Origin of the sequence: Candidatus Tisiphia endosymbiont of Nemotelus nigrinus (assembly GCF_964026475.1) — a bacterium.
Taxonomy (GTDB): Bacteria; Pseudomonadota; Alphaproteobacteria; order Rickettsiales; family Rickettsiaceae; genus Tisiphia.
This window is the reverse complement of sequence record NZ_OZ032151.1, coordinates 1,337,980-1,359,431: the sequence shown is the minus strand read 5'-3', so window position 1 is coordinate 1,359,431 and position 21,452 is coordinate 1,337,980. Positions and strand designations below refer to the sequence as shown.

Here is a 21,452-nt window from a genome sequence, read left to right as displayed (position 1 = left end):
TGTCTATCAAGTCACCCTCTTACAATTACTTATATCATAATTTAAAGATATAAGTGTCTAGGGGGCATTATAGCTTTAGTTGACAACATGCCATTTAGCAGCCCGTAATAACGGAGAGTATAAATCCTCATCCATAGGAATCAAGATATTTTTTTCTTCTTCTATTGTGGGTGATCTATCAAGAAAGCAAATTTTGGGTGCATCTTTAATAATGGCAATAGGCGTTTGTTCATCGCCTTCACCCATAATAAAAACTGCTGCAGTAGCCAAAGCATCTAAAATATTTACTTGTGTAACCTTTAATGGGATATTGTAAAGATCAGGTTTATCAATATATGAATAAAGGGGGATAAAACCACACCAACCAAGGGCGATACCTGTTACACCTCGCCTCATGATTGTTGTATGACTGTCTGTAATCACAACACCAATTTTTTTTATATTATGTTTCTTTTTCAAATACTCCCAGATACAAATAGCTGTTTTTTGAATATTTTCAGGATATAAAACATAGACTCCATGTACGTTTGATTCATCTATGCCAGCAGAAGGTATAAGTATACCATTCTTGATAGTTAAATAAAGATCATAAGGATTATTATCTGTCTCCAACACTAAGTCTGCTTCTTGCTGAATCAACAAATTTTTACATATACTATCCTTTGGAACTAAACGTCCTTGCATAACACTAATTATCTTGGAGGTTATAGCAACAATATCCCCATCTACAATATCTTGAATATATTGATCTAAAATTTGTTCTAGACAATCATTAACCTCAATCCTGTGAGTTCTTACCCCTTTAACAAGCATGGCATTCTATCATTTTTGCCATTCCATCAAGAAAGAACCATAGTAATTTAGCTCCTTCTTTTGCACCATATGAAACTTTCTGCTGATCATCCTTGTTAAGCTCTTCTATCAGACTAACTAATTGGTCTGTGTGCCATTTATCAGCTTCCTGATGAACAGAAAAAAATTGCAATATTTTGCCATTTTGAATTCCATAATGCTTTTTTAAACCAGCAATCTTAGAAGTAGCGACTTCTGGCGTTTGCCTTTCATAAGCATACAAAGCCCCTAATCCTGTAGGGTAGTCTGTTCTCACTAGCTCCAAATATCCTTCAACTAACTTGCAAGTTGAAAGTAATTCTGGAGCATTAGGGATTGACTTCCTTGATACGCCTATCCCTTCAGCAAAGCGTAACCATAATTCAGGATGATTTTCATCACCTTTTTCCTCATCGATCAAATTCTCTAGCAAAATTTGCCTTGCTTGAACATTATTACAAAGAGCGTGGATTTGGCTTATATATCTAGGAAAGGCAGAAACATGATGATAGTATTCTTTTGCATAGATTTGTAATATCCTACGTTCCAGTAATCCTTCATTCCATGCCTTATAAAATGGGTGTTTAAGTAAATGAAATACCTCAAGAGAGGTATTAAGGTTTGTACAAAATGTCAAGAGAACTCCTTTATGTTTGTAAGTTTACAAATAGTATAATTAGGGTGTTTTTTTAAAATTTTATCATCCCATCCTTTAAAATACTTTAAATCAATGGATGTATCACCAGAATATAAGTGGTGTATTTTTGTTAGTATAAAATAAGAAATCAGATTATTTTCTAAAAATAAATGAGCAATATTAGCACCTCCAATCATAAAAAGTTTCTTTACTGAGTTTAAAGATTGAATATATTGTAAGAAGTCATTCAATGAACTTACTATCTTTGTATCACTAGAAACAAAGTGAGGATTACGAGAAAAAACAATAAGCTCTCTATTAGTCGACAAAGTTTTTGGTATTACATCATAAGTCTTTCGTCCCATAATCATAATATGTCCAATAGTTGTGGTTCTAAAATGTTCAAGTTCTTCAGGATAGCTCCAAGGTAAAACACTTCTATAACCAATAACTCCTTGTGCCGTTGCTGCCATGATACCTATTATCTTATTTTCTTGCTTCATTCGAGTATACTCTTCTGCTTTGAAGAATTGGCTCCGTAAAACTTCGGGACATTCGCGTACTCACGTAGTTCATCTACGCTCCGTTCGCTCACCCCTTGTTTTACGTTCCAATTCTCCAAATCATTTGAGTATATACTCTCCTGCTGAAAGTTTTGATAGGTTGCAAAAAACCGCATATGGTCTTTTACATTATGGACTCGCAGAAAATCTACCTTATCTTTTAATGCAAGGGAAATAGCAATAGTTTCAATATCTCGATTCTTAGCTTCAGTTAGAGAAAATGCCTGAATATAGGATTTTCTAGAATGCCCAACCATTACTTGAACCCCTAAGTTTTTGAGTTCTTGAGCATATCGTAAAATCTCTATGTTTTGATATGACGATTTCCCAAAGCCAATACCTGGGTCAAGGATAATATCTTCTTGAGAAAAGCCGATATTTAATAGATGGTCTATGGATTGCTTTCCCTATTCCTTTAACAAACTAATAGGCCTGTGTTCTAAAGATAGAATTAATTCTTGATTAGGTGGAATGCTCAATGAATGCATGAGGCATAGTTTACAACCTTTTTCAGCAATAATCTTCAAAGTCTGATCATCAAAATCACCCTTGACATCATTAATCCAACTAATCTGATAATTTTCAAGAAGCTTCCTAACAGTGGATGACCAGAAACTATCTATGCTAACTTTAATCATTTCATTGTTTATTAATGTTGTAATACCATCTAGAACAGGTTTTAACTTATTATATTCCTCCTTTGGTGTATGAATTACAGCCCCTGGCCTTGTGGATTGAGCACCAATTTCAATAATACTAGCACCATCACTAGCTAATTCTTGAATTTGCTCAATTGCTTTATCTGGATCGTTAAATTGTCCTCCATCTGAAAAGGAATCGCTTGTAATATTAACAATTCCCACAAATGAAGGATGTAGAACAAAGCTTTTAGAAAAAGAATTTGCCACAGACATCTTTGTCCAAGGTTGTACTCCCATGAGGGCTAAAAGATGTTGCAAGAATGGTCGTGTACTTAATTCTGGATGTGGAATTGTAATATAAGGAGTATTAATCTGGAGTTCATCCCAAAGCAAAATATCTATATCTATAATACGAGGTCTCCATTTTTCATAAGTAGCCAATCGCCCCATATCAAATTCTATCAATTTTATGGTTGTAAGTAGTGCATCGGGTGATAAATCCGTTTCTCCTGCAATTACCATGTTTAAGAATGGCTTATTCCAAGATGGAGGAGCATTATCTGGCAAAATTGCTTTGGTTTCAAGTACAATTGAAGATTTAACATTGCGTAAATAACCTTGTGTTAATAGATTCACAGCAATATTTAAATTATTAATACGATTTCCTAAATTAGAACCAAGACTAATATAAATCATTTCTCCCTCCTTTATTATATAAAGCAGAGCCATAAGTAAAGGCGATATCTCCATGAACATCTGGGATGGGTGGTGACATTTTACGTGTTGTTACATTGACAGATTGAACAAGATCTCGATATCTCATTAAAAATTTGTCAATAGCATGATAAACCTCCATCGTTAAATGTTCTATAAGATTAAAATGTTTAGTTTGGCAAAGGGATTTAATACTTTGAACAAGCTCAAAATAACAAACAGTATCTTCAAGTTTGTCAGTAATTGTACCTTGTGGGGGAGTTGTAAATTCTAATTCAATATTAAAACTAACTAATTGTGAATGAAACTTTTCTTGATCGCTACATCCAAGATGAATCCATATCCGTAAATCTGAGATTATAAGTTTTAAAAAGTTCTTATCGAAAGTTTACCTCTTATATAAATTTATAAAAATACTTACCTAAAAATGTCCATAAAGCACCTTAATTAGGGTAATATAGATAATATATTGAGTCAATAACTTTTTTACACTAAAAAGACAGGGTAGTTTAAAAGTCACAACTACTGATATAAAATACTAAATTACGGAAATGAATAGTTGTCATGATAATTGCTGGCTGTAATTTATGTTGACAAATATTATAGGTAAGATTATTTTGTACTTTAGATTGTACACATTAAGTGATTCTACGAAATTGGAACGCAAAATAAGAAGTGAGCGATGGCTAGGCGTACAAACACCTAGATAGGCGAATACCCAGCCAAGTATTTGTGTAGCTAATTCTTCAAAACATTCGAGTAGTATATAGAAAAACATTTGAGGTAATTATATAATATGTCAAAAGCTAAAACAGCATCTAAAAACAACCCAACCTCTAGAGAGCAAACTAAAGAGTATTTTCATAATGGACAAAAAATTAAACCAGTAAAACTTATATCCGGCAAGTTTTCTTTTTTGGCAGCAGAATATGATGCCTCGGGAGATTTAGTAATTGGGTCTGACGGCAAGGCATTACCTTGGGACAGAACAAAAATTTAATTTAAGATTAAATTTTGAGATAAGGGTGTTGACCTTACATGTGAAAAGGTATATAATTGCTCCGTAAAAAGGCTGTAAACATAAAAGATTATTGGTTTGCGGTCAAGAATTACATTAGAAATCATAAGATTTTTCTTACTTTGTTAAAAACTTTATGATTTTTTATAGTTTAACTACAGCGTACTAGTATCCGGGCTAGATATGGTGTGATATAGTTATATATAGTATAAGTCCTATAGTTCAGTCTAATGCTTGTTAGAACAACTTCAAAAAGGACTTGTGCATTATAATACACCGTTTATTGGTGAGGAGTTACTTGTAGTAGCAACGAAGCAATCCGCTAGGTTAGGTATAGATAAACCAATATTTGGGGTTGCTTTGTTAACCTTAGGTATCCTTGCGATGGTGTCATTTGATACACCAACTTAACCATTAAGTGTAGTTGGTGTCGGGGATCTAAAATAGCGCTTAAAAAAACCCTAAAAATGCTATAGATTCTTGCCGTCGCTAAGAATAATATCTTTTCTATTTAAACATATTAGATGTTATTATACGATTTGGGGATGTAGCTCAGGGGTAGAGCATCTGCTTTGCACGCAGAGGGTCGGGGGTTCGATTCCCTTCGTCTCCACCAATCCTTATGCCACTTCCGGCGTTTTCTTACTTTTACTAAAAATTTCATATGTGCAACATATGTGAAAATTCTAAAATTTGACCTACAAAAAAATCTATTTTTAACCCTGTTACAAGGGGGAAAAATATGACAAAATCGTTAATTTTTTCCAACCCTATAGTTGAAAATCAGGATATTATCTTTTATAATTTTGTTGGTAATTTCATCCCGCCTGAGTGGCGAAATCTTACCAATAATTGTGGTAAACAATTAAGCAAAACTTCTCGTCAACTTCTATCTTTGATAGTTTCTTGTATAAAAACTAATCGTTATGACAATACACAAGACTCTCAAGAGTTACAAGAAGGCTATCATTTTTTCCAACAAGAGCTAGGAGTTAGTCAAAGTAGGGTAAAACAATGTCTAACAGAATTACAAAAAAGTGGGTTCATTTATCATACTTTAATTACTACGGTCAAATATAATATAAAATACCGTAATATTTTATGTATCAAACTTCTTAAGAAATTTACAAATTTTCGTAAAGCTAATAATAATTCTTATCACTTTAATCACACAAATATCCAGTCTAGCTATCAAAAAATTTTAACCCAACCTAGAGAAAATTCTAACTCAACTCAGAAAAAATTAAAAAAAAATGCATCTATATATATATCTATATTATCTAGATACGAAAAAAATAAAGAAAATTGTGGACAAGTCTGTGGACAAACTGTGCCAGAGCCTGAATCAACTGAGGAACAAAACGTTAATTTACCGCTTGAAGTAACGGAAAAAAGAGGTAAAAAAAGTGTGTTAGAAACTGCGTTAACTACGGAGCAAAGCTTTAACTTATCGCCGGAGATAATGATAAACTCAGGTGAACAAAACTTAGCAGAGCTTGGATTAGCTGAGGAAAAAAGCTTTAATTTACCTATAGAGATAACGGTAAGCTCACTAAATGAAGCGTTACCATACAATTCCACAGACGACAATTCCGGCGATGTAGCTCTAACCGATGACAAATTAGGCTCAGACTCCGATTCAGATTCTGATTCAACAGATGGATATTCAGGAGGTAGTGAATCTGAGCAAGAAGCTAGTGGGAAATTGTCTGGGTGGCTCAGTGATATCGCCAAAAAGGCTAAAGGCTGGTATTCACCTAGGGAGCTAGAGACGTTTTACCCATTGACCGAAGAAGATGCTATTTGGCTAAGAAAGCAAACAGGTCGTAACTATGAATTGAGTTACATCAACAAGCTGTTGATTAAACATAGCGTGGATTCTCCTAACAATCGCTTTCCCTGCAAGCAAGCAGTACTGAATTACATGAAGAAAACTTTGCGTCATGAAATGCGTCCACCATCTGTGGCAAATAACCCAAACTTTAACTTCGATCTGAACAATGCTACTAGGACAAGAAAGGCTTATTTGCAAAAGGTAAGAGATAGTAAGGGCGTTAAACCGCTGAATCAGTTACAACGCAAGATTGTTGAAGCTTTTGAGAGTAAGCCTAGTACTGCTTATCAATTGCTGAAGAGGTGCAGTTTTTTTGGAGTATGTGACGATGAATACAAGATTGATCTAGCAGATATCTCTTTGTTAGAAACTGATAAATGTAAATTGCTCCAGACAGTGCAAGAGGTATATGGCAAAGAGATTCAGCAATTGCGTATTACCAACAAAAGAGAAATATCGAATTATTATTTAGAGCTAAGTGGACTAAATCCAGAGTCAGCGTGGTATAAAATAAGGAAATATCTATTAAAGTTATACGGTGAAACCATTGATAAAGCATGGTTTAGCAAGTTAGAAGCAATTGAAGAAGATTGTAATAAGCTTATTCTCAAACCAGCTACTGCCTTCATTGGGTATTGGATTAAGGATAAGTACAGCAAAGATTTGGAAGATGCTTGCAGTATACTGAATTATACTTTTGAGTTTATGAAAGTCGATAGAATGTCTGGGCTGTAAGCTATGGTAAATAGAAGAAAAGACTAATTGTATTAGCAAGAAAAAAGAATGATTACAAAGAAGTTAATAATAATCAACCAATTACTGAAGGTTGAAAAGCGCATACAAATCACATATGAAATTGTAAGGGTTTAGAAAGTATTAGAGTAATGCGGCTTACAAAGTTAGAACCTCTGCTACGTCAGCAGATGTTCGTCCATAAATCCACCATTTGTAGCTATTTTGCCAAGGTTTTTAGCAGTTTTTTACATTTTTTGGCAAAATTGCTGGCAAAAATCACTCGGGGGGTGCTAGCTACGCAAAATGGGGTATAGGGGGCGTTTCACGAAAAATTTTTTGAGGTAATTAATCACTTGTTATTAAAAATTTTCACTTTTTCTAGTTTTTATTTTTCAAGTGGTAAAAAACCCGGAAATCAGGTATAATAAAGGGAATTACAAGAAACTTTTACAGAAATATCTATATGATTAAAAATTATGGTTTGTTTGAAAAATATTTAGCAAAGATATCATCTAGTGCCATCAGTAAGTTTGGTTCAATAGAGGATATATCTAATTTCCTATTATATCTTTGTGAACATGGTAACATCGTTATTGCCGCTAAGAAGGCTGGTTGTATCTCGCCACTTAGGTTACATCGAGTTATTAATAGCGATAAATATTTAGCCAAATGTGTCAATTTAGCTCTAGCCATTGCGGTAGATAGAGCAGAAGGCGTGTTATATGATAGGGCTATTAACGGTTATGAGGAAGTGACTTATAACAAGGATAATCAGGCAATTGCTACTAAGAAAAAATATTGTTCTAAGTCATTGTTGGAATATCTTAAAGCTAATTCGCAAAAATATCAAATGAGAAAGCATGATACTAGTTATCATAGGAAAAACAGTAATGAATCTGAACAATCGGCAAAAGCTCGGGAAATGGCAAAGACGATAGATGTAACTAATTTTGAAATAGAATCGTATGAAACAGAATATGCAATTGTCAAAGGGCAGTAAGACTAAAGTGATGAAGACCACTAGTAGAGCTAAAACCAGCAAAGAGGTTTCTAACTCTACGAGCATTAAGCTTCCTGCAAAAATCGCTCATGCTGAGAAATTTGAAGGAAACGCTTCACCTCGAACCGTAGCGTACTCAAGTGTACGTGAGGATTCGAGTACCGCATTGACGTACAAATTACCAGCAGAAGTAGAGTTTTGCAGAAAGCCTAATAAATTTCCGGTGGACTGGTCACCCTAACCATTTCAGCTACCTTTGTGGAGATATTTATACTCTGGTGGTAAGAAAGCTATAGCCATTTGGCATAGAAGAGCTGGCAAGGATATTATGGGTATTAACTGGATCACTGCTAGTGCCATTCGAGAAGTAGGCATTTACTGGTGTCTATCCTATCTATAATCAAGCTAAAATGAGCATATGGGATGGTATGACATTATCGGGACGTCCTTATATGTCATTTATTCCTAAAGGCATTATTGCTCGTAGTCAGCAATATAAGCAACGAATATTATTTAAAAATGGCTCAGTGATTCAGTTTGTTGGTAGTGACCGTTATGCTACTATCAGGGGTAGCGGTATTAAGGGAGCAGTTATCTCGGAATATTCTTACCATGATCCAAGAGCTATGAGCTGCGTTATAGAGCCGATGGTAATTCGTAATAATGGCTGGTTGCTTTATTTGTATACTCCTTCCGATAATCCAAAATTGACACATGGTGAAGAATTATACCGGAAACACCAAGATAATCCTGAAGTATTTTGCCAAATAAAAACTATTGAAGATACTACAGATAATTAGGGACAACCACTAGTCGATAAAAATAAGTTAGCTTCAGTCGATATGACTAACGAAGAGATTCAAAGAGAGTTTTATTGCGACTTTGCTGCCTATCGTTACAAGAGAGCTGACCAAGGTGGTACTTTTGTTGAACAATTACGGCTTGCTGAAAGTCAGGGGCGTATTGGCTATGTGCCATTTGATGCAAGCTATCAGGTTAATACTTACTGGGATATAGGCATTGTTGATTATACGGTGATTTGGTTTGTTCAAGAAAAACAAGACTATATCGATATTATCGATTTTTATATGAATAGGGGCAAAGATTTAGAGTTTTATCTTAATCATTTAAGAACTAGACCGTATCAATATGGACGCAACGTGTTGCCACATGATATGAGCCGAAGACAAATGCCAACTTTGGATACAAGATTACAACAAGCTAATGAAATAGCAGAAAAGGTAGGCTTCTCACCATTTGCTATTGGCAGGAAATATTTACGGGAAGAGATGATAACTAAAGCAAGAAATTTGCTAGCTACGTGCCGAATAGATGCCGAAAAATGTCAGCGTGGTATTAACGGTCTCTATGAGTTTGATGCCACCAAAAGGGGCGTGCATTCTAATTCCACAAGAGCCACTGATATAACAGAGAGTTTTTGTTATTTAGCGATGGATGTTAAAACTGGTAATGAACAACAGCAATCGCAATATAATATATCACAATATCGTCAAGTAATGAATGATTATAATGCTTTGGAGAGGTAAATAGGTGATATGAAGAGAAGGAGTATGAACAGTTATAATATAGATGGGATAGTATAATGTCATTTTGGAATAAACCAGGGAAAGCAATTAAAGGTTTTGTTAATAAGTATATTCCCGGTGGTAGATATCTTACTGGTGATGATTTAGCAAGGCAGAAACGCCTCTATAATGAATCACGTGTTCACTATGAGAATCGTCGTCGTGAAGTACAAACTACTATCAATAATCTATCGCGTGAATTACAACAGGCAGTGTATGGTTTACGTTCTTTAGAGGAGCAGAAATATCAAGCTAGCGTTAGAAACTATGAGATGGACAACCAATTAAATCAGTATGTTAGGCAATATGATAGTGGTTTAAAGAATATAGAAGCCCAAAGGGCTAGGCTAGCTTCTTCAGCAGACCAGCTTAAACAATCTTTTGAAAGCTTGAAACAGAAGGCTCCAGCTCTTGAAGCAAGAATGAGTGAAGTGGAACAGTTACCAGGCGTCTTCCAAAATCTCTACGATCGAGTAGCCCAGCAAAAAGAAAGCTTACGAGGCTTAACCGAAGAAGAAGCCGGCAGTGCAATTGTTAAACATCAGCAAGATGTTGAATCGTTAAAAAAGCAACGTCAGGCAATAGAAGAGAAAATACGTTATTCTATGAATGATATTACTAGGGAACATAAAAATATAAGTATGGAGAAAGCTGAGCTTGAGCATCAGTTAGGTAACTATCAAGCAAGTCAAGATCGTCTATTGCAAGATACTAGTAATTTTGATCAGGCAAGACATCAATTAACCAGTATGATTGAACAATGTAAAGAATATCAAACTATAGAAGAACAAATAGCTGCTGATTATGCTGAACGTCAAAAGTATGTTGCAAGTCTACAAAACCAATTAAATAGTTATAGTGAATCTGCCCAAAGGGATATGGATTCCCATGCTAGCCATTTACAGTGGCGGGCTGGGAAACTTCAGAAATCAGCAAGTACTACAGGTTTGATACAGGGGGCAGGTATTGGTGCATTAACTTTTGGAGCTGGGATGCTAGTTGGAGGATTAGGAGGAGTGGGTGCAGCGGGAGCAGCAGGTGCAACCGGTGCAGTAGGAACAGCAACTGCAGCAGGCAGCTCTTCAATGCTTGGACAGATAGGTTTTGGGATGAAATGTTTAGCTCCATTGCTTGGTATTGGTCATTATATGAATACATCAAATATTATACCTAACCTTAGAGGAGGAATTGAACAAGTTGATCTTGCTAATAACCATCAGTATGATGGTATGTCAGGCAACTTAGAGCAAATGGCAAGATATGGTCCATCAGGATTAGCAAAAACGCAGGTAGCTGAGCTTGGTGGTTTAAAACAAGCAGTAGAACATTTTAACATGCGGTCAGTACCTAGGTTAGAAGATTTACCGCAATTATCTGAATCTCTAGGCAAGATAGTATCGCTTAAGGATATTGAAGGGTTAACCCTTGGTTTGCCTAGTATGACGGCAGCTAGTGGTAAGAAATATAATTATGAGGTGTTATATGATGATGAGTTTATTAAGAAACTCAAGAAAGTATCAAAGAAGCTTGGTACGCCATATTTAAACCCAAACTCAACCATAAACCCAAATGCAACACGTACCAATTACAACACAAATATGGTGACAGCATATGGCTGATAGTGATTTAAGCAAAAAGATTGAATATTTTGATAATCTCAAAACTAAACGAGAGAAATGGCATCATATATGGGATGAGCTAAAGAAATATGTTTGCCCACAAACAGAGAGCAATAAGGTAATATTTGATTCAACTTCTATTTGGTCACGGGAACAATTAGCGTCAGGTTTACAAAGCTTGTTGGTAAACCCAGCAATGAATTGGTTTAACCTTACTATAGTTGCTGAAAATGACGAGCAACAGCAATATTTAACCACCGCTGAACGCGGCATGTTAGCCCAAATGCTAGAAAAAACCCTAATGGACATATTCAATAATCCGGCTTCTAATTTTTATAGTCAGATTCATCAGTTTTTTTTGAATTTATCAGCTTTTGGCACTGCGATATTCTATGTTGAAGAAGATTTAGAATTAGCACAAACTCTGTTCTTTCGTAATATTAATTTGCAAGAATGTTATTTTGAAGAGAACAAGTTTGGTTTTGTTAATACAATGTACCGACTATTTAGCATGCCAATTAAAACCGCGTCAGCTAAATGGTCAGATTTTGCCCCTTTCAAGGAGAGGTTAGCCCGAAATCCTGATGAAATAGTAGAAATATTGCACATAGTTAGCCCGCAAGCTCAAAATCAGAAAAGTAGAGGAAGAAAATCAACGGCAGCCAGTCCTTCAACATCTAGCTCATCAACATTAGATTATAGCTCAGAATATATCTACTTAGCTGAACAAAAAATTATTAGTCAGTCAGGTTATTCTTATTTCCCATTTTTTGTAACGCGGTGGGTAAAAGAAGAAGGTGAAGTATATGGCTATGCTCCAGCTCATCATGTGCTACCTGATATTAAATTACTCAATAGTTTAAGACAAATTACCCTAAAAGTAGCCCAGAAACAGCTAGACCCACCATTATTAGTGCCAAAAGATGGGTATTACTTACCACTCTATACTACGCCGGGCAGTGTTAATTTTTACCGTAATGGTATGGCAGATAAAATAATACCACTAACTGGTATGGAAAATCTTATACCTACTGAAATTGAACAAAATCAATGTCGCGATGCTATATACAAGGCATTCTATATCGATATATTCAGGATGCAAAAGGAAAACAAAGAAATGACTGCCACCGAGGTGCAAATTAGGACGGAGGAACAATATCGTTTAATGTCCCCAATGGTTGGTAGAATTGAGAGTGAGTTGTTAAATCCGTTAATTATGGCAATATATCAAACACTAATCAAATATAACAGAGTACCGATCTTAGAGGGAGCAAATAGCCCGCCCGAGATAGGGCTTGAATATGTGTCACCATTATCAAGGGTACAAAAAACATCAGCAATAGCCAGCGTTGAACAGGTATTAGGTTTTTTCCAAAGAAGTGGTATAAGTAACTTTTTTCCTGAGATTTATGATAATATTAACTGGGATGAGTGTTTTAAACTATTTTTTGAACTACGAGAAGCCCCAAGCTCAATCCTCAAGAACGAGCAAGAAGTATTACAAGTCAGACAACAACTTAAGATGGTGCAAATGCAACAATTACAACAGCAACAACAGATACAAGGGTAAGGAGTACATGAAACTATCATCATCCCCATCAAATTTACGAACAAAAGAACAATTAAAATCAATTTATTGCAAGCTTTTTAGTGGAGAAGATGGTAAAATAATATTAGAGGATTTAGCTCAAGTGAGTGGCATATATCGCAGCAATTTTGTTCGGCAAGAAAGTGAGTACACTGCCTTTTTGGAAGGACATCGGGCGTTGTTCCTATATATATGCTCGCAGGTTTCAGAAGATGATGGAGTTAATAATATTGATGGTGCTAAAAATGCTAATGACTCAGATAAATAATGATGATATTTAATAATAATTAAGAGGTTATATGTTTTTATCAAAGTTTCTTGATCCTAAAAATGATTTTTGTTTTCATCAAATCTTTGGTACTGAAAAGAACAAAGATATACTTGTGCATTTTTTAAATGATGTTCTTAAGCGTGAAGGAAATGAGAAAATAATTAAGGTGACGTTTTTACCAACTATCCAAGACCCTGATATTGCAATTTACAGAAAGTCTATTGTTGATGTGTTGTGTAACGATCAACATGGTAATCAATTTATAGTGGAGATGCAGGTAGACAAGCATCGAGGATTTGAAAAAAGAGCTCAGTTTTATGCTGCTAAAGCATATTCTCAGCAAAGAATTGAGCAAGATGAGAAGCACAAGAAATTGGCAGTATACGCCAAATTAAAAGGAGTAATATTTTTAGCAATAGCAGATTTTGTGATGTTTGAAGATAAAAAACATTGGAAATCAGAACATCGTCTTTTAGATACAGAGAGCTATGCCCATGATTTAAAAGATTTTGACTTTGTATTTTTAGAGCTTGAGAAATTTAAAAAAACTATAGATGAGCTAAAGACTATTGAAGAGAAGTGGATGTATTTTTTTAAGCATGCAGGAGATAGTACATTAACATTAACAGAAATAGAGCAGTTAATAGGTAAGGATGAAATTATTAGAAGAGCCTTTGAGGCAGTAGATCAAGCTAGTTGGTCAGAGGCAGAACTTAACACCTATGAGCAAATGACCAAAGCTCATCTTGATAATTTAGCGGTAGAGCAGCAAAAAATTGAAGATGCTGAAACTAGAGGCGAAGCTAGAGGCAAAGCTGAAGGTAAAGCTGAAGGTAAAGCTGAAGGTAAAGCTGAAGGTAAAGCTGAAGGTAAAGCTGAAGGTAAAGCTGAAGGTAAAGCTGAAGAAAAAATAGAATTAGCAAAGAGAATGCTGAAAGAAGGCTATCCTATGGAAACTATGAGTAAATTAACCGAACTAACCATTGAAAAAATAAAAGTGTTAAAAGAAGAAATAGAACAGTTAAGAGAAGAATAACCTATGAGCAAAGAAGTAATTGCTAATAACTATGAAACTAGCCATACTTCCTCTGGCAGCGATTGGCTAGCCAATATGCCTGAAGAAATACGTAAAGCTGAGTCACTGGGTAAATTCAAGGACGTCTCATCTTTAGCTCAGAGCTATTTGGAAGCAGAGAAGAGCTTGAATCAGCGAGTTGCTGTGCCAAAAGATGACAGCTCTGATGAAGAGTGGCATAAATTTTATTGTCGACTTGGATTGCCTGAAGATAAGAGATATACTGATAAACGCTCTAAGGAAGATGAGGAGTATTTAACTCGTTATGAAGACATGTTTTACCAAAGCGGATTATCTAAAAGGCAAGGTGAGAAGTTGCTTAATTCTTTGTATGGTTTCTCGCAGGATTTACAAAAACAGCAACAAAATGCTATTGAGCAAACACGTCATTCTCACATTGGATGGCTGAAAGACACTTATGGTGAAGGTTTTGACAATAAAATGACAGTGATGCAGGCAGCTTTATCTAAGTTTGGTACTAAAGAACTGGCTGAATTAATTGAAGGAACAAACTACGCACCAGCTTTAGTTGATTTATTAGTACGAGTCGGTGAAACTTTAAAATCTGACTCGTTAGTAACTGGTAAAGAGCTACCTGTAATTAATAGCAGGGAAGCTGCATTGTCAGAGATAGAAAAACTTGATTCTGACCCCGAATTTGTGGTAAAATTAAGAACTAAAGACCATACGGGACATGATCAAGCTGTTAAACGTATGCAACAACTATATAAAATTGCTTATGATAAAGAACGATAAAAAATAACGTAACCAACCAATCATTAAAGTCATGATGTGACAACTCATTTTAAGGCTGCGACTTCGCAGTAACCTATCATAAAAGAGCCACTAATAGCATATATATCCGAAATGTCGTCAACTGCATGGCGGACAACGACTACATTCTAGTATAAATGATATCGCACTTTAAATATTGATAGATTATTTGAGGAGGAAAAATGGAACAAATAACAGATGGTCTTAAAGAACAATTTGCTAAAAATATCAGCCTAGTTATTCAACAAGAAGGTTCTAAACTACGAAAATGCGTTACTAATGGTACGCAAGACACTGAGGTAATTAGTTTTGAGTCAATGACTACCCATGAGGTAGAGAGTAGAACTAGACACCTAATTGACCCTGATAATCATTTGCATGGGCATTATGCTGATGATGGAGACCCTGCTAGGCTAGAACAAATAGAATTTAAAATACCAACTATTTCAAGACGCTTTTTGACTGCTTCCGCTTACCATTGGAACGCTACCATGGATAGGAACGATAAGCTAAACCTATTAACCGACCCCTCATCACATTTTCCTAAAATGGCAGGCTGGGCAATGGGTAGGCAACAAGATCGGGTAATTATTAGTGCTTTTGCCAGTCCAGTCAGAGCAGGACGAACAGGCAATAATGTTATTAACTTTGATGTAGCTAATAATGTGATACCGGTAGGAATTAGGGTTACTGATGCTAATTTAACCTTAAATGCTCAAGCTGCAGTTGCTGCCAACAGAGGTATTATTGATTCAAAAAGAGCTGGACTAACTGTTGATAAACTAATAAAAGCTCATCATATCTTAAAAAAACGCTCTTTTGGTATGTATAATAAATTATACTTATTATGTTCAAGTAATCAAATCTCCGACTTGTTACGCGATCCGCAAATTACCAATTATGACTATAATAATGTTAGAGCTTTAGTGAGTGGTGAAGTTAATAGTTTCTTAGGATTTACCTTTATTACTAGCGAGATGTTGGGTGGTATATTTGATGATACTGGGGATGCTAATCGCCCTAGATATGCTGTAAAGGATTGCTACGCCTTTAATGAAGGAGCTATAAGATTTAACACGGTCAGTGGTTCTAACAAAAAGGGCATTGAAGAGCTAGTACAATATCACTATGCCAAAGTACTATATTACAGTGAAGCTTTTGGAGCTAGTCGTGATAATGAACAAGCAGTAGTAGTAATTAAATGTTTAGAAGATTACGACCGCAGCAGCCATCATGGTGTATTGTGGGAAGGAACAGCGAATGAGAATCACCGAAGAGGTGTGCATAGCATAACAATGCCATGGCAGATGTTTGGTCATCAATGTCGTAATGTTAATGATACTGCTGATATTAATAATGATGCTTTAGCAGTAATTGCTAATAATAATTTAGCTATGCCACAAATCATTGCGAGAAGAGCAGCGGGTGGTGGTGATGGTGAGGTTGTAGATGCCTAACTACAAAATTTATTTATGGGAAATTTGTATTATTTGTAGTTGAGTGTAACTACCATGAAATATGAGATTATCAAGAAGGCAGTAGTACTACTTGGGTCAAATGTTGGTATTAGTAGCATTGGTGGTGGCAGAATATCAAAAGCCGAGGAATTATGTGAGGAGTTTGTTAATCCTGCCATTGAAGATACTGTGCTAATGGTTAAATGGTCATTTGCCTTACGGAGAGTCGATAATATCGAAGGTAATAGACAAAACTTTACCGAAGTACCGGACATTAATGATTGTATTAAATGTGCGGTAATAGTACCATCTAATCTACAATTTTATACGGAAGCAGGTAAGATTTACTTCAAGGGCGGTAAACTTACCTCGCTTTTTTACTACAGCAGAAAGATTGTTGATAATTTACTAAATAACGATACGGCTATTTGGCAACAAGTACCTGCTAGCTTTAAGTTATTAGCGGCTTTATCGTTAGCCTCACAAGTATCATTTGCTATGTATTCCGATAGTATATTTGCTGATGGGTTAAAGAAACAATATTTAATCAAATTAGAAGAAACAAAAAGGATTTACGCGGTTGATTATAATCTGATTAATTCCGGCGAAGTATAATAAAAATTTTTTTAACAATATTGCATAAAAATAGAAAATAATTGTTTGACAAGCAACTATAGGTAGAATATAAATAATATTAGGGTAATTACTAATAACCTAATTCAGGATGAGGATAAGTCTTTAAAGGATGCGAACAATAGTAATATTGTATTGAGGTAAAAAATATGCAATTCTGTAAAAATAATAAGAACAGATATTAGTGGAGCATAAAAATATGTTATATTTATTAATAATTAATAGGAATCATAATGTTTGTTGGCAAAAATGAAAGCCGCCTTGAATTTTTGCCAGCTCATTATTTATGCATTTCTTTTAAAAATTGTATTAACAATTTTTAAAAGAATGGGAGAATATATGCAACAAGAACAATTTGTTTACTCACAGAAAAACAACTTTTCAGGTGGTGAGCTAACGCCAACCATTGAAGGAAGGACGGAGCTAGCATTATATCAGAATGGTGTTAAAAAGCTGATTAATTTCATGCTATTGCCATCAGGTGGCATTATGCGTAGACATGGTACACAATTTGTCCATTTGTTCGCTGATAATGTGTCAAAGAAAATGGCAGCTGTGATTTTCTCAAGGAAATTATCCTACTTGCTGGTTTTCGAATCGCACCCGCTAGAGACTCGTTGCTTATTCTTTGTTGGTGGTGAATTGTTGTTAACTAGTAAAGTTATACAGGATGAGGGGCAAAATTTTCATTTTCGTCCTAAGGATTTTTCTTATGTAGTGTTTCAAGGGATTGCTTATATTTCCTTTGGTGATAAGAGACCAATTTTTAAGTTCTCAGTTGATCCACAAATTGTTGAGCAATTTTACTAACATATTGAAACGGAGGCAAGAAAGAGACAAGTAGAATATGGTGAAAGAGCTGAGATAGCATCAAGTAGTAGCTATGAGCTAGCCAGTAATTTTCCTAATAAAGATAGGATGTTTATTATCGAACCGCTAAAATGCCAAGTTAATTATTTTACTGTAAGGCAAGAAGGATATAATACAATACAAAAACCTTTTAATGAGGTAATCTATGGAGCGGAAGTAGATCAAATTAACAATACATTAAAAGACCTTTACCAACGAGCAGCAAGCTTATCATATACTAATCAATCTCCTATCTACCAAGCCAATAAGGAGAAATTATATTGTACTTCAGTAGTTACTTTTGAAAACCGATTATGGTGCTTTGGGGTTAATAAAAATATTCATTCAATTTGGGCAAGCTATAAAGGAGATTTTAGTGATTTTAGGATGGCATATAGGACTTTACTGGAAGCTCGCAACCCGTTAAGTGCTTTTTCAGCTACTTTCTCTTCCGCGACTTTTGATAATGTCCTATGGTCTGTGCCTTTTGGCGATGAGTTATTATTAGGTACTAGTGATGGCATTTATTTAGTCAAAGAAGGAGATCGAGCTAAGGGAGAGTTTGTTAAAATCCATAAAGAGATTGAGCTACCGATATCACCACTGAAACCAGTAGTAATCGCTAAGACCATCTTTTTTGTCGAAGGCAATGGCTGTAAAATCAATAGTTTGTATTACTCACAAGAAAAAGGTGGCTTTCAGATATCAGACATCACTGCCTATGCTGAGCATATATTTGCTGGTGGTATTAGGCAAATTGTCGGCTGTAATAGTCCATTTTCGATGATAGTGGCAGTGCTAAAAAATGGCTCTTTTGCTAGTTTTATCTATTCGCATGATTTAAAAATTATGGGCTGGTCACAACATTGGCTGGGTGGCAATGGTCAAGTATTAGGTATCACATCAATCTATGCTGAAAGTGCCGACATGTTATATTTGCATGTTCGGAGAAGTGATGATACTGGTGTAAGCATCAAGGAATATCTAGAAGTGCTACAAACTCGTTATTTTTCTGCTAAGCATTTTGTTACCGATAAAGCAGTTTATGCTGATTGTCATGTGAATATCCAACAGCCCGGAGAGAATGCCGCCTACCGAACAATCATACAAGCATTAAAAGACGATAGTGCTTATGAGTTTAGAGGTGATATAACCAAGCTAGAGCATATTGTACAAGCTCAAGCAGAAACTATTTTGAGACTTAAGCTCGATAATGTTGGTAATTCTTTTAAATACAAAAATAGGCTAGTTGCTAATTATGACGAATATAAAGCTGAGATAGAGAATTTTTTACAAAAATATTATCAAAATTATTTGCCTAAGATTATGAATATTTTGGCGGTATCTTTTGCCTATCATCGAATATTCTCGCGTATTTATGCAGAGTTAGACAATCTGTTTTTAAATAATCCTGAAAGCTTTGTGACAATCGAGCAATTATTATATGATGGTGAGCGACTTGGTGGTGATATTATTGAAGTCGTGGAGCTACTAAACGAAATAGATGTGCCGGATATTTTAAGAGATGGTGGTTTGATGGAATATCTGCCTAATAGTGCTTTTTCCTTTCGTCCAACTATTTGTGTACAAATAAAGAAGCTAAATACCGAACTAATTAGGTTCATTGCTGGTACGGTGCAAGATATTATGGCAACTGCTAAGCAAAATATTGATCTGCAATTTGAAATAAGTAGAGAAATACAAGAGATGCGACTAGCGGTTAGCCACATCAATAAAAAAATATTGCTATATTATGCCGAGCAGGATAGTGATAAAAAATCCGGTCTGCTAGGTTCTGTGAAGTTTTCTAACGAAGCCATATAAAAGCTCCAACAAATTGCAAAAAAGACAAGAAAGCAGTAGCAGTTTTATCAAATCTCGAAAAAATTCGTCTAAAATGTTTAATTTTACCAAAAAAACATTCGATCGAATGACGTTCTTTATAGATATGTTTATCGTACTCCCTTTGCTGTTTTCGGTTCTTTTTTGATGGAATAACAGCTATACAATTTTGCTCTTCAAGCTGCTCAATAAAAGCATTGCTATCATATGCCTTATCGGCAAGGAGCATAGTATTTTTAATATCTTTAACCAATGAGTTGGCTTGTGTAATGTCATGTCTTTGACCTGCAGTTAAAATAAACTTTAAAGGATTACCAAGAGCGTCAACTAAGGCATGGATTTTAGTAGTAAAACCTCCTTTACTACGCCCTAAAGCTTCTTGATCTTGGCTATCTTTTTTATAACCTGCTGAGCATGCATGGGCACGAACTATAGTAGCGTCAATCATTGTTGATTCCATGTCAGGATTAGCTTGTACTTGCTCAAACAAATCGGTCCATATTCCTTTATTAGACCAAGTTTTAAACCTCATATGCACTGCTCGCCATGAACCATAAACACTCGGTAACAACCGCCATTGGCATCCTGAACGTGTTATGTACCATATTGCTTCAATAAATCGTCTAAGCTTATCCTCATTTCTTGTTTTTATATCTTTTCTTTTTCTTAATATTTCAATAATTTGTTGCCATTCTCTGATTTTTATATGATAATTCATTCCGGTAGTGTTTTTGATTGTCTAAAATAGAAAATACACTACCTCTCCTTCTTTTTAATTTATTTTTTTACAAAACTTCACAGAACCTAGTTAATTTAAAAAACTTTTTTGCCAAAACTGGAGTGGATTTTTACCAAGAATTGCTAAATATCGCTCATCCGGAACTGACTAAATATATATTTGGTGAGCAAACCAAACAATTAATTGACCAGCAAATTATTGAATTTAACCAACATACTAGTAAGCAACAAATAAATGATAAATTATCAGCTATTACTAATCAATTAATCGATAAATTACAACAAATACATAATGATAACAAGATTTATGAGCTGACCAATTCAAAAAGACGAGAAGAAATAGTTGATTGTCTAAGAAATATCATACTCGATAAACCATTAAGTAAAGATGTTAGGGAATATATTCTGTCTGATAGTTTTAGTCAAACTATCGATGGGATTGTAGATGAAGTAACAAACAGAATTGCCCCGATAATGGGAAGAGATCGTAAGTCTTCATTATCGTCCTCTAGAGCATCAGTATATAGCGAAGCAGATTATACTGAGCCATTAGCGAGTAGAATATTTGAGCAAATGCAAGAACTCAAAGAAGGGCTAGCTTATTTGCAGCGTAACATTATTGAGTATTGTCAGTTAATTATGCCGAGCTTTCATCCGGCTTTACTGAAAGATATCCTTGAAGATGAGAAGAGCATAAAATTAGAGAAATATTTACTATTATCAAAAAGATATTTTCCAGTTTTTAAAAAACTATTTCCTGATATTGGTGGTTATGAATTAAGTAGTATAGCCCGTAACTGCTTGCCATCATTTCAGCAAATAAATATTGCCACTATATTGCCAATTTTTCAGAAAATTGTCGTATCTATCATTGGTGACGAAGAATTACATGATTTACGAATTATCGATAATGAATTGATTAAGCTAAAACATCCGGTAAGACATTTGTCGGTAGGTTTTCCTTATTCTTCGATATTACAGACTTTTCCTCTGATATTTCCGGATGAAGTAGAACATACTCCAAAAAAAGATGCTGAATTAGGATTG

Annotated in this window: 22 protein-coding genes, 1 tRNA gene and 1 pseudogene; 18 read left to right on the top strand and 6 right to left on the bottom strand. The window is 35.1% G+C overall.

Annotated features, from left to right (window positions below):
- Window positions 1–75: 75 nt before the first annotated feature.
- The 5 genes and pseudogenes from AAGD39_RS06450 to AAGD39_RS06430 form a co-directional block, all read right to left on the bottom strand.
- The gene (locus tag AAGD39_RS06450) at window positions 76–813 is read right to left on the bottom strand and encodes a coenzyme F420-0:L-glutamate ligase (RefSeq protein ID WP_341756530.1); all 738 of its coding nucleotides are present in this window, start codon (window positions 811–813) and stop codon (window positions 76–78) included.
- On the bottom strand, window positions 803–1,468 hold the full coding sequence (locus AAGD39_RS06445) for a CADD family putative folate metabolism protein (RefSeq protein ID WP_341756529.1): 666 nt from the start codon (window positions 1,466–1,468) through the stop codon (window positions 803–805). The genes AAGD39_RS06450 and AAGD39_RS06445 overlap by 11 nt, the downstream gene beginning before the upstream one ends.
- Complete coding sequence (locus tag AAGD39_RS06440) at window positions 1,465–1,971, bottom strand: dihydrofolate reductase (protein WP_341756528.1); 507 nt, start codon at window positions 1,969–1,971, stop codon at window positions 1,465–1,467. Before AAGD39_RS06440 ends, AAGD39_RS06445 begins: the two co-directional genes overlap by 4 nt.
- Window positions 1,968–3,368, bottom strand: a pseudogene (folP, locus tag AAGD39_RS06435) (dihydropteroate synthase). Before folP ends, AAGD39_RS06440 begins: the two are co-directional and overlap by 4 nt.
- Window positions 3,355–3,723 (bottom strand): dihydroneopterin aldolase, encoded by a 369-nt coding sequence (locus tag AAGD39_RS06430; protein WP_341757257.1) that lies wholly within the window; start codon window positions 3,721–3,723, stop codon window positions 3,355–3,357. Before AAGD39_RS06430 ends, folP begins: the two are co-directional and overlap by 14 nt.
- Before the next feature lie 459 nt (window positions 3,724–4,182).
- Between AAGD39_RS06430 and AAGD39_RS06425 the strand changes: the two genes are divergently transcribed.
- From AAGD39_RS06425 to AAGD39_RS06340, 18 genes are all read left to right on the top strand, one after another.
- On the top strand, window positions 4,183–4,386 hold the full coding sequence (locus AAGD39_RS06425) for a hypothetical protein (RefSeq protein WP_341756527.1): 204 nt from the start codon (window positions 4,183–4,185) through the stop codon (window positions 4,384–4,386).
- A gap of 279 nt (window positions 4,387–4,665) precedes the next feature.
- On the top strand, window positions 4,666–4,815 hold the full coding sequence (locus AAGD39_RS06420; RefSeq protein ID WP_341756526.1) for a hypothetical protein: 150 nt from the start codon (window positions 4,666–4,668) through the stop codon (window positions 4,813–4,815).
- A gap of 130 nt (window positions 4,816–4,945) precedes the next feature.
- A tRNA-Ala gene (locus AAGD39_RS06415) sits at window positions 4,946–5,020 on the top strand.
- Window positions 5,021–5,146: 126 nt separating this feature from the next.
- Complete coding sequence (locus AAGD39_RS06410) at window positions 5,147–6,973, top strand: DnaA N-terminal domain-containing protein (protein ID WP_341756525.1); 1,827 nt, start codon at window positions 5,147–5,149, stop codon at window positions 6,971–6,973.
- Between the two features lie 463 nt (window positions 6,974–7,436).
- Complete coding sequence (locus AAGD39_RS06405; RefSeq protein WP_341756524.1) at window positions 7,437–7,973, top strand: hypothetical protein; 537 nt, start codon at window positions 7,437–7,439, stop codon at window positions 7,971–7,973.
- Window positions 7,939–8,214 (top strand): palindromic element RPE1 domain-containing protein, encoded by a 276-nt coding sequence (locus AAGD39_RS06400; RefSeq protein WP_341756523.1) that lies wholly within the window; start codon window positions 7,939–7,941, stop codon window positions 8,212–8,214. The genes AAGD39_RS06405 and AAGD39_RS06400 overlap by 35 nt, the downstream gene beginning before the upstream one ends.
- A 15-nt stretch (window positions 8,215–8,229) precedes the next feature.
- The gene (locus tag AAGD39_RS06395) at window positions 8,230–8,373 is read left to right on the top strand and encodes a hypothetical protein (protein ID WP_341756522.1); all 144 of its coding nucleotides are present in this window, start codon (window positions 8,230–8,232) and stop codon (window positions 8,371–8,373) included.
- A 10-nt stretch (window positions 8,374–8,383) separates the two neighbouring features.
- Window positions 8,384–8,773 (top strand): hypothetical protein, encoded by a 390-nt coding sequence (locus AAGD39_RS06390; RefSeq protein ID WP_341756521.1) that lies wholly within the window; start codon window positions 8,384–8,386, stop codon window positions 8,771–8,773.
- Window positions 8,774–8,815: 42 nt separating this feature from the next.
- Window positions 8,816–9,520 (top strand): hypothetical protein, encoded by a 705-nt coding sequence (locus AAGD39_RS06385; RefSeq protein WP_341756520.1) that lies wholly within the window; start codon window positions 8,816–8,818, stop codon window positions 9,518–9,520.
- Window positions 9,521–9,576: 56 nt separating this feature from the next.
- Window positions 9,577–11,178 (top strand): hypothetical protein, encoded by a 1,602-nt coding sequence (locus AAGD39_RS06380; protein WP_341756519.1) that lies wholly within the window; start codon window positions 9,577–9,579, stop codon window positions 11,176–11,178.
- The gene (locus tag AAGD39_RS06375) at window positions 11,171–12,748 is read left to right on the top strand and encodes a portal protein (RefSeq protein ID WP_341756518.1); all 1,578 of its coding nucleotides are present in this window, start codon (window positions 11,171–11,173) and stop codon (window positions 12,746–12,748) included. Before AAGD39_RS06380 ends, AAGD39_RS06375 begins: the two co-directional genes overlap by 8 nt.
- A gap of 7 nt (window positions 12,749–12,755) precedes the next feature.
- Window positions 12,756–13,034 (top strand): hypothetical protein, encoded by a 279-nt coding sequence (locus tag AAGD39_RS06370; protein WP_341756517.1) that lies wholly within the window; start codon window positions 12,756–12,758, stop codon window positions 13,032–13,034.
- A gap of 31 nt (window positions 13,035–13,065) precedes the next feature.
- Window positions 13,066–14,073: an Rpn family recombination-promoting nuclease/putative transposase gene (locus AAGD39_RS06365; protein WP_341756516.1), complete on the top strand. Its 1,008-nt coding sequence runs from the start codon at window positions 13,066–13,068 to the stop codon at window positions 14,071–14,073.
- Between the two features lie 3 nt (window positions 14,074–14,076).
- Window positions 14,077–14,868, top strand: a complete 792-nt coding sequence (locus AAGD39_RS06360; protein WP_341756515.1) for a hypothetical protein — start codon at window positions 14,077–14,079, stop codon at window positions 14,866–14,868.
- A gap of 200 nt (window positions 14,869–15,068) precedes the next feature.
- Window positions 15,069–16,343, top strand: coding sequence for a phage capsid protein (locus AAGD39_RS06355; RefSeq protein WP_341756514.1), 1,275 nt, complete (start codon window positions 15,069–15,071; stop codon window positions 16,341–16,343).
- A 54-nt stretch (window positions 16,344–16,397) separates the two neighbouring features.
- A complete protein-coding gene (locus AAGD39_RS06350) occupies window positions 16,398–16,958 on the top strand; it encodes a hypothetical protein (RefSeq protein WP_341756513.1) in 561 nt (186 codons plus the stop codon).
- Window positions 16,959–17,315: 357 nt separating this feature from the next.
- Entirely contained in the window at window positions 17,316–17,786 is a 471-nt protein-coding gene (locus AAGD39_RS06345; protein WP_341756512.1) for a hypothetical protein, read from the top strand.
- A gap of 108 nt (window positions 17,787–17,894) precedes the next feature.
- Complete coding sequence (locus AAGD39_RS06340; RefSeq protein WP_341756511.1) at window positions 17,895–19,649, top strand: hypothetical protein; 1,755 nt, start codon at window positions 17,895–17,897, stop codon at window positions 19,647–19,649.
- On the opposite strand, the gene AAGD39_RS06335 is transcribed toward AAGD39_RS06340, so the two are convergent.
- On the bottom strand, window positions 19,633–20,385 hold the full coding sequence (locus AAGD39_RS06335) for an IS5 family transposase (RefSeq protein WP_341756107.1): 753 nt from the start codon (window positions 20,383–20,385) through the stop codon (window positions 19,633–19,635). The genes AAGD39_RS06340 and AAGD39_RS06335 overlap by 17 nt on opposite strands.
- Window positions 20,386–21,452 lie beyond the last annotated feature (1,067 nt).